Below are 8,518 nucleotides of genomic sequence, written 5' to 3'. Positions count from 1 at the left end.
AAGCCTTTTTCTTTCAGGCGCACGGCTTCTTCGACGGCGATTTCGTCAAAGGGGTTCATGCTCATTTTGACGTTGGCGATGTCTACGCCGGTGCCATCGCTTTTGACGCGCACTTTGACGTTGTAGTCCACCACGCGCTTGACTGGAACCAATACCTTCATTACTGCAACTCCTCAGAGGGTTGTTGATTGAATTGACGTTTACGTAAAGTGCAACATTCTATGCCGTATGGCAGGCTCAGGCAGCACTGGCCACCACAGAAGTTGCTGACATGGCAGCAGGGACAGTCCCGGCAAACTGCACGACCCGCTGCGGATAGGGGATATCAATGCTGTGCTCACGCAGGGCACGCAAGATAGCCAAGTTGATTTGGGAGCGTAAAGCCAGTAGGCCGTTTTCTGGATCGGCAATCCAAAAGCCGACAGTAAACTCCAGACCATCGGCACCAAAAGCTGACAGGGCCACACTGGGCATGGGGTCACGCAGCACACGGTCACTGACCAAGGCGGCTTCTTTGAGCAAATTCATTACCAAATCAACATCGCTATCGTAAGCAACACTGACGATGGTGGAATGCCAGACACGCGGATCGGCCAGTGAGAAATTTTCAACCCGCTGGGTAATGAGCATCTCATTGGGCACGATAGACTCACGCCCGGCACCAGAGCGAATCACGGTGTAACGGGTGGTAATGTCAGTAACGCGGCCCTCAAAATTGTCGATGCGCACGTTGTCGCCAATACGCACGCTACGCTCGGCCAAAATGACAAAACCACTAACGTAGTTGGCTGCCAGTTTTTGCAAGCCAAAGCCGATACCCACACCCACAGCGCCCCCCAGCACCGACAAGGCCGACAGGTCAATGCCCACGGTGGACAGGGCAAAAATCAGCCCCAAAAAGACAAATACTGCCCGTGCCACATTGCTCAGGGCTTTGCGCACCGACAAATCACTGCCAGTGGCCGAGTGCAACAAACGCGCCTCAATAGAGGACGAGAGCCACAAGGTGAGGATGAGCACCGCTCCCGAAGTGAGTATGCCCTCCAAAATAGTGCGCACCGACAGGACGGAGCTACCCACCTTCCAGCGGATGTCCTCTAAGTCTTGCAGCACCAACGGCAGCAGCCCCGTGACCCACAGCACCATACAGCCCCACGCCAGCCAAGAAATGGTGCGCTCAATGGGGTGCAACCAAGTGGCACGCGGAAACGCCACCTGCAATACCTTGACACCAATGCGAATGACCATCAGTGCCATCAGTACCGGAATAGCGACCTTGAAGATGGCGAGCGTGATCCACTGTGCGAGTAGCGCTTGCGCCAAATAGCCCAAGCCCAACAAGATGGCCGGAAACAAGGCCCCATCCAAAATTTTGCGACCAAACAGGATGGAAGGCTCATCCCCCCGGCCCAAGGCGCGGCGCAAACCCGACACCAGCAACCACGCTAGCAGCACACACAGCGCCAGCGAACCTAGTTCGATCAGCACGGTGGGTTGCAAAAAGGATTGAAACCAACGACCTACATCGTCAAACATCACTGGTGGGGGGCTGGTCTTGCTCATCGCTAACGGGGAATCCTGGCTCAATGTCCGCTGGAATGCTGCTTCCAAGCGGGTGGTCGTTTTTCGGCAAAGGCGCGTGCGCCTTCTTGGGCAGCGTCATCCATCATGTTGACGGCCATGGTTTGACCGGCCAATTGGTAGGCGGCATCGACTCCCAGCTCGCGCTGCTGGTACACCAACGCTTTACCCATCGCAATGGCAGTGCGGGGCTTATCGAGGATCGAAGCAACTAGCTTTTCGACCTCGGCATCCAGTGCCTCGGCAGGCACAACCCGGTTAAGCAGGCCCTGCCGCAATGCGGTGGCAGCGTCGATAAAATCGCCCGTGAGGAGCATTTCCATCGCCTGCTTGATGGGCACGTTGCGCACCAAAGGCACGCTGGGTGTGGCGCAGAACAGGCCGTAATGGATGCCACTGGTGGCAAAGGTGGCCTGCGGCACGGCCACCGCCAAGTCGCACTGGGCCACCAACTGGCAGCCCGCTGCGGTGGCCATACCCTGCACTTTGGCAATGACTGGCACAGGCAAGCGCTGGATGGATAGCATCACCTTGCTGCACTGGGCAAACAGGGTTTGGTACCAAGCCAGCTCAGGGTGGGCAGCCATGTCTTTGAGGTTGTGCCCAGCACAAAAAGCCTTGCCAGTAGCGGCCAGCACCACCACCCGAACACCGTCGTCGCGGGCAATGGCGTCAAGAGCTTGCTGCAAGGCAGCCAGCATGTCAGCGCCTAGGGCGTTGAAGCGTGCCGGATCATTGAGGGTGAGGGTGACGACGCCACGGGCGTCGTGCTCTACCTGCAACACCGTGGGGATAGAGTGGGTGGCGCTCATAGGCATTACAGGTCAGCCAGCACGCGCAAATGGGCCTCAACGCTGCGCGCCAAGGCACTGGGCACATAGCCACCTTCAAGGCAAGACACGATACGGCCTTGAGAGAAGCGGCGTGCAATGTCTTTGATGCGCAGAGTGATCCACGTGTAATCTTGCTCCACCAAACCCAACTGGCCCATGTCGTCTTCGCGGTGGGCATCAAAACCGGCGCTGATAAAGATCATTTCGGGCTGGAAAGCCTCTAAGCGAGGAATCCATGTGGTCTCGATCATCTCGCGGATGTCCATGCTTTTGGTGTAAGCGGCCACCGGCACGTTGAGCATGTTGGCTGCGGGGTTCTGATCGCCGTTGTACGGAAAGAACGGGTGCTGGAAGAAGCTGACCATGAGCGCACGCTCATCGCCCGCGAGGATGTCTTCGGTGCCGTTGCCGTGGTGGACGTCAAAATCAATCACCGCCACGCGCTTGAGGTGGTAGCGATCCAAAGCGTATTTGGCAGCAATAGCCACGTTGTTGAAAAAACAAAAACCCATCGCTTTGTCGCGGCAGGCGTGGTGGCCGGGCGGACGCGTAGCACAGAAAGCGTTTTCGAGTTCACCCGCCATCACGGCGTCGGTGGCGGCCAATGCGGCCCCAGCCGAGCGCAAAGCAGCTTTCCACGTGTGGACGTTGATGGATGTGTCTGGATCGACTTGGGTGTGGGTGGGGCCACCAGCCTCCACTTCTTCACGCAGCCAATCAGTGAGGCCACGGATGGATGCGATGTGCAAGCGCCCGTGGGCCAGTTCGATATCGGTCAGGGCTGCCTCAGGGGCATCGTAGCGCTCTAGCGCATCGCCCACGCCCGTCACCAGCAAGCGGTCTTCAATGGCATCTAAACGCTCAGGGCATTCTGGATGACCAGGGCCCATTTCGTGTTTCCAGCAATCGCGGTGGGTGTAATAACCTGTCTTTCCCATAGGGTGTCTCCGTCGGTCGTTTTTTCGGATAACGTTGCGCCATGCATGCACAGCAAAAAATTAACTCGCTTTTGGATCAGCTTAACACGGTGATCGTCGGTAAAGCCGCTCGCGTACAGGACTGTGTGGCCTGTTTGCTGGCGGGCGGGCATCTGCTGATCGAAGATGTGCCCGGTGTAGGCAAGACCACCTTGTCCCATGCCTTGGCGCACACCTTTGGTTTACAGTTTGCCCGAGTGCAGTTTACTGCCGACCTGATGCCCAGCGACCTGATTGGTGTCTCGGTATACGAACGGGGCCAAGAGAGCTTTGTTTTTCACCCCGGCCCGGTGTTTACCCAAGTGCTGCTGGCCGATGAGATCAACCGAGCCAGCCCCAAAACCCAAAGCGCGCTGCTAGAGGCGATGGAAGAAAAACAGGTGTCTGTGGAAGGCGAGACCCGCCCGCTGCCCCAGCCTTTTTTTGTGATTGCGACACAAAACCCGCAAGACCAGTTGGGCACCTATGCACTGCCCGAATCGCAGTTAGACCGCTTTTTGATGCGCATTTCTCTCGGCTATCCAGACCGGCAATCGGAGCGCCTGCTGCTGGCAGGCAGCGACCGGCGCACGCTAGCCACCAGCGCTGCGCCAGTGCTATCAGGGGCCGAGTTGGCAGAGTTGCAACAGCAAGTGCTGGCTGTCCATGCTGCCGATCCGCTGCTCGATTATGTGCAAGACCTGATTGCTGCCACACGCTCCGGGCGCTGGTTTGTACAAGGGCTCTCACCACGGGCGGGCATTGCGCTGGTGCGCGCGGCCAAGGCGCAAGCGCTGATCAGTGGGCGCGACTATGTGGCCCCCGACGATGTGCAGGCCATCATTGCGCAAACCATTGCCCACCGTTTAGTGCCTGTGGGCAATGCCGGACGCGGTGCCGTAGAGCAGGTGCGCGCCATGGTCGATAGCGTGCCGCTGCCCTGAACATGGCTATCTTGCCTGAGGCCCTGAACCCGCTGGCAGCAATGCGGCGGCGACTGGCACGCTGGTGGCAAGCGCGCCTGCCACTGACCGACACTTGGACGCTGACACAGCGCAATGTCTATATTTTGCCCACCGGGCCGGGTTGGATGCTGGCGTTAACACTGCTGGTACTGCTGGTAGCGTCGATCAATTACCAGCTCAATCTGGGCTATGTGCTGACTTTTTTGCTCGCGGGCAGTGCGGTGGTGGGAATGCACATCTGCCACGGCACTTTGCGTGGCCTGACCTTGCACCTGCAAGCACCAGAGCCGCATTTTTTGGGCCAGAGTGCAGTGCTGGATGTGCAACTGAGCAGCGAACGGCGTACACCGCGTTTTGGCATTGCGCTAGCCGTGCATGGTAGCAGCCAATGGGCTTGGACAGATGTGCCAGCACAAGGCTCGGCCAAGGTACAAATTGCCTTTGCCCCCAGCCACCGGGGGCTACACCCCATACCCATGCTCACAGCAGAAACGCGCTTTCCGCTGGGCACGTTCCGAGTCTGGACGCTGTGGCGTCCAGCGGCGCAGGTGTTGGTGTATCCCGCACCCGAAGCACCAGCACCGCCCTTGCCCGCAGGCGAACCCCACGCCAGTGGCACTGGCAGCACGCACAGCCAAGGCATGGGCGATTTTGAAGGGGTGCGGGCTTACCGCCGGGGTGACCCTTTACAACTGGTGGTGTGGAAAAAAGCAGCGCAGGCACTGGCCAGCGGCAGCGATGCGCTGGTCAGCCGCGACAGCCTGCAAATGCAGCGCCATGAGCTGTGGCTGGCCCCAGAACGCACCGGTCTGGCTGACCCCGAAGCCCGGCTCTCGCGCCTGACGGCCTGGGTGCTCCAAGCCGACCGCTTAGGGCTGGACTACGGCTTGCGCCTGCCGGGCCTAGAAATTGCCCCCGGCAGTGGTGCCGGGCAGCGCCAGCGCTGCCTGCAAGCACTGGCGCTGTGCTAACTGGCCGCCCCCTTTTTGCTGCAACGCCTATGTCCGCCACCTCTGCACGACCAGAACCTTCTAGCAACCTGCGCCAAACGCTAGCCACATTGCCCCGCGACACCCGCGACACACTGTTTTTGTTGGGCGTGATTGCTTGGGTGATTGCACCGCAGGTAGCCCACCTGCCTTGGTGGAGCAGCTCCTTGGCAGCAGCCTTGTTGCTGTGGCGCGGCATTTTGTCTTGGCGTGGGCAGGCATTGCCCAGCCGCTGGCTGCTGCTGGGGGTGCTGGCCGTGGCCGTAGGGGCCACACTGGCTACCTACCGCACTATTTTGGGGCGCGATGCAGGCGTGGCTTTGATTGTGCTGCTACTGGCCCTCAAAACCCTAGAGCTGCGCGCCCGGCGCGATGCGCTGGTGGTGTTCTTTCTGGGCTTTTTTACTATGCTCAGCAATTTCTTTTTCTCGCAGTCCCTGCTGACTGCCATAGCCATGCTGGTGGCCCTGATGGGGCTACTCACCGCCTTAGTCAATGCCCACATGCCCGTGGGCCGCCCACCCCTGCTGCTGCCCCTGTGCACTGCGGGCATGATGGCCGCATTGGGAGCGCCGATCATGCTGGCGCTGTTTATGTTTTTTCCACGCATGGCACCGCTGTGGGGCCTGCCCAGCGACGCCCTGACCGGGCGCAGCGGCCTGTCGGGAACGATGGAAGTGGGCAATGTAGCCAAGCTAGCCCTAGACGATAGCGTGGTGATGCGTATTCGCTTTGATACACCCGACCATGCAGCGCCACCAGCCTCACAGTTGTATTTTCGTGGCCCGGTGCTGTCAGAATTTGATGGGCGGCAATGGCGCGAGCCCACGCCGCGCCAAGACCCGTGGCTAGGGCAGTGGAGCCTGCCGCCACAGTTGCGTGTGCAAGGTGAACCCCTACGCTACACCGTGACCCTAGAGCCACACCAGCGGCCTTGGCTCATGGTGCTAGAAGCAGCCACCGAAAAACCAGCCTTGAACGGGTTCAACCTCTTCATGACCCCGGACTTGCAATGGCTGAGTACGCGCCCGATCACAGACGTGGTGCGCTACAGCGCCGAGAGCTACCCTGATTTTCGGCACGGCCCCACCCGCATGAGCGATGCTTTGCGTGAATTGGCCCTGTTGCCTGCCAACTCCAACCCGCGCACGGTAGCACTGGCGCAAACGTTGCGCGCCGACCCAGCCGTTGCCCAAGGCGGCACACCAGCCTTGGTAGATGCCGTACTGCACAGTTTGCGCACGGGCGGCTACGAATACACCTTGGAACCGGGCCTGTACGGCCCAGACAGCGCCGATGAATTCTGGTTTGACCGCAAAGCCGGATTTTGCGAGCACATTGCTTCGTCTTTTGTCATTGTGTTGCGGGCAGCGGGCGTACCAGCGCGCATCGTGACCGGCTACCAAGGCGGCGAATTCAACAGCGTCGATGGCTATTGGACAGTGCGCCAAAGTGATGCCCATGCTTGGGCCGAAGTGTGGATGCAAGAGCGCGGCTGGGTGCGTATCGATCCTACCGGAGCGGTAGCACCGGGGCGGGTGGGCCAATTTCAACGGCTGGTGGCCCCGCAAGGAGTCTTCGGGCAAGCGATGGGATCGGTCATTAGCCCCGGCATGGTGCAGCACCTGCGCGCCGTGTGGGAAGCTGCCAACAACCACTGGAACCAGTGGGTACTCAACTACACGCAAAGCCGCCAGCTCGATCTACTCAAGACGCTGGGCTTTATCGCCCCCAGTTGGCAAGATTTGGTACGGGTACTGGGCGGGCTGCTGGGGCTGGCAGCGCTACTGGGGGCCGCTTGGACGCTCTGGGAACGCCAACAGCACAACCCTTGGCTGCGCCTGCTGGCACGCACGCGCCAACGCCTAGCCCAAGCCGGGCTGATCGTACCCGACAGCGCCCCACCACGTACCATCGCCACACAGGTGCAAGCCCAATTTGGTGATGATGCCCAAGCCCTGTGCGCTTGGCTGCTGGAGTTAGAACAGTTGCGCTATGCCCCACCGCCAGCAGCTCCCCGGCAACTACGGGACTTGCAGCGGCGCTGGCACCGCTTGCCTTGGCCTGCAACGCGCCCTTCCTAAAAAATGTGCAGAAAGTATGATCGTCTGATGCTTCCCCGTCTCTCCCACCTTGTGGTGCTGCTCGCTGCCAGTACCTTGTCTGCTGGCGCATGGGCGCACAAAGCCCCTCGCCCCACCAGCACGGCACAGGGCAGCAGTGCCTATGCCCGCCATGCTGGGGCCATGCAGTTTGCCCAAGACGTGGCCGAGCGCCACCAGCTAGACCCCGACTGGGTGCGCCAGACCATCGGGCAGGCGCGGTTTTTGCCCCAAGTGCCGCCCTTGATGCTGCCTGCCAACCAAAGCGGGGCCAAAAACTGGCAGCTCTACCGTAGCCGTTTTGTGGAGCCAGTGCGCATCCGCGCTGGGGTGCGTTTTTGGCAAAAATACCAGTCTACCCTCGCCAAGGCCGAGCAGCGCTACGGCGTGCCTGCCGAGATCATCGTCGGCATCATTGGGGTGGAAACCATTTATGGCCAGCAGATGGGCAACTTTCGGGTGCTGGACGCTTTGGCTACGCTGACCTTTGATTTTCCGGCAGCGCACCCGCGCGCGCAGGCGCGGCAAACGTATTTTCAGGGCGAGCTAGAACAGTTTTTGCTGTTGGCACAACACAACGGCATGAACCCCTTGCTGCCACGCGGCAGCTACGCTGGAGCGATGGGTCTGGGGCAATTTATGCCGTCCAGCTGGGCGCGTTATGCCGTAGATGGCAATGGCGATGGACAGATTGATCTGTTTGGCAATGCGCAAGATGCCATCCACTCGGTAGCCAATTACTTTGTAGCGCATGGCTGGCAGCCGGGCATGGCTACCCATTACAGCGTGGAGTTAGACCCTAGCAGCGCCGATCTACCCACGCTACTGGCCCCAGATATTCGCCCCAGCTTTAGCGCCAGCCAAATGGCCGACTATGGGGCGATGCTAGAGCCAGAGGGCCAAGCACATGCTGGCCCTCTGGCGCTGATTGAGCTGAAAAATGGCCCCCAGCCATCGAGCTATGTGGCGGGCACCGCCAACTTTTATGCCATTACCCGCTACAACTGGTCTAGCCACTATGCAATGGCCGTGATTGAGTTGGGACAGGCCATTGCACAGGCGCGTGGCCGCAGCGCAACGCCTTGAGTTCCC

Annotated in this window: 7 protein-coding genes and 1 pseudogene; 4 read left to right on the top strand and 4 right to left on the bottom strand. The window is 60.0% G+C overall.

Going from position 1 to position 8,518, the window contains the following annotated elements:
- The 4 genes and pseudogenes from BMX55_RS14030 to BMX55_RS14015 all read right to left on the bottom strand — a co-directional run.
- Positions 1-161: pseudogene (locus BMX55_RS14030) on the bottom strand (electron transfer flavoprotein subunit beta/FixA family protein); the annotation flags it as partial.
- Positions 162-237: 76 nt separating this feature from the next.
- Complete coding sequence (locus BMX55_RS14025) at positions 238-1,563, bottom strand: mechanosensitive ion channel family protein (protein WP_091458766.1); 1,326 nt, start codon at positions 1,561-1,563, stop codon at positions 238-240.
- Between the two features lie 20 nt (positions 1,564-1,583).
- Complete coding sequence (locus BMX55_RS14020; RefSeq protein ID WP_091458787.1) at positions 1,584-2,393, bottom strand: enoyl-CoA hydratase; 810 nt, start codon at positions 2,391-2,393, stop codon at positions 1,584-1,586.
- A gap of 5 nt (positions 2,394-2,398) precedes the next feature.
- A complete protein-coding gene (locus BMX55_RS14015; RefSeq protein WP_091458764.1) occupies positions 2,399-3,352 on the bottom strand; it encodes a histone deacetylase family protein in 954 nt (317 codons plus the stop codon).
- A 41-nt stretch (positions 3,353-3,393) separates the two neighbouring features.
- Here BMX55_RS14015 and BMX55_RS14010 point away from each other — a divergent pair, with 41 nt between their 5' ends.
- From BMX55_RS14010 to mltB, 4 genes are read left to right on the top strand one after another with little or no spacing between them, the layout of a single operon-like run.
- On the top strand, positions 3,394-4,314 hold the full coding sequence (locus tag BMX55_RS14010) for an AAA family ATPase (protein ID WP_091458762.1): 921 nt from the start codon (positions 3,394-3,396) through the stop codon (positions 4,312-4,314).
- A gap of 2 nt (positions 4,315-4,316) precedes the next feature.
- Positions 4,317-5,306 (top strand): DUF58 domain-containing protein, encoded by a 990-nt coding sequence (locus tag BMX55_RS14005; RefSeq protein ID WP_091458760.1) that lies wholly within the window; start codon positions 4,317-4,319, stop codon positions 5,304-5,306.
- A gap of 29 nt (positions 5,307-5,335) precedes the next feature.
- Positions 5,336-7,408: a transglutaminase TgpA family protein gene (locus tag BMX55_RS14000; protein ID WP_091458759.1), complete on the top strand. Its 2,073-nt coding sequence runs from the start codon at positions 5,336-5,338 to the stop codon at positions 7,406-7,408.
- 27 nt (positions 7,409-7,435) lie between these two features.
- Positions 7,436-8,512, top strand: coding sequence for a lytic murein transglycosylase B (gene mltB / locus BMX55_RS13995; protein WP_091458757.1), 1,077 nt, complete (start codon positions 7,436-7,438; stop codon positions 8,510-8,512).
- Positions 8,513-8,518 lie beyond the last annotated feature (6 nt).

The organism is Giesbergeria anulus, from assembly GCF_900111115.1.
Lineage (GTDB): Bacteria > Pseudomonadota > Gammaproteobacteria > Burkholderiales > Burkholderiaceae_C > Simplicispira > Simplicispira anulus.
Note: the sequence above shows the minus strand (reverse complement) of the source record. Positions and strands in the feature narration are given on the sequence as shown.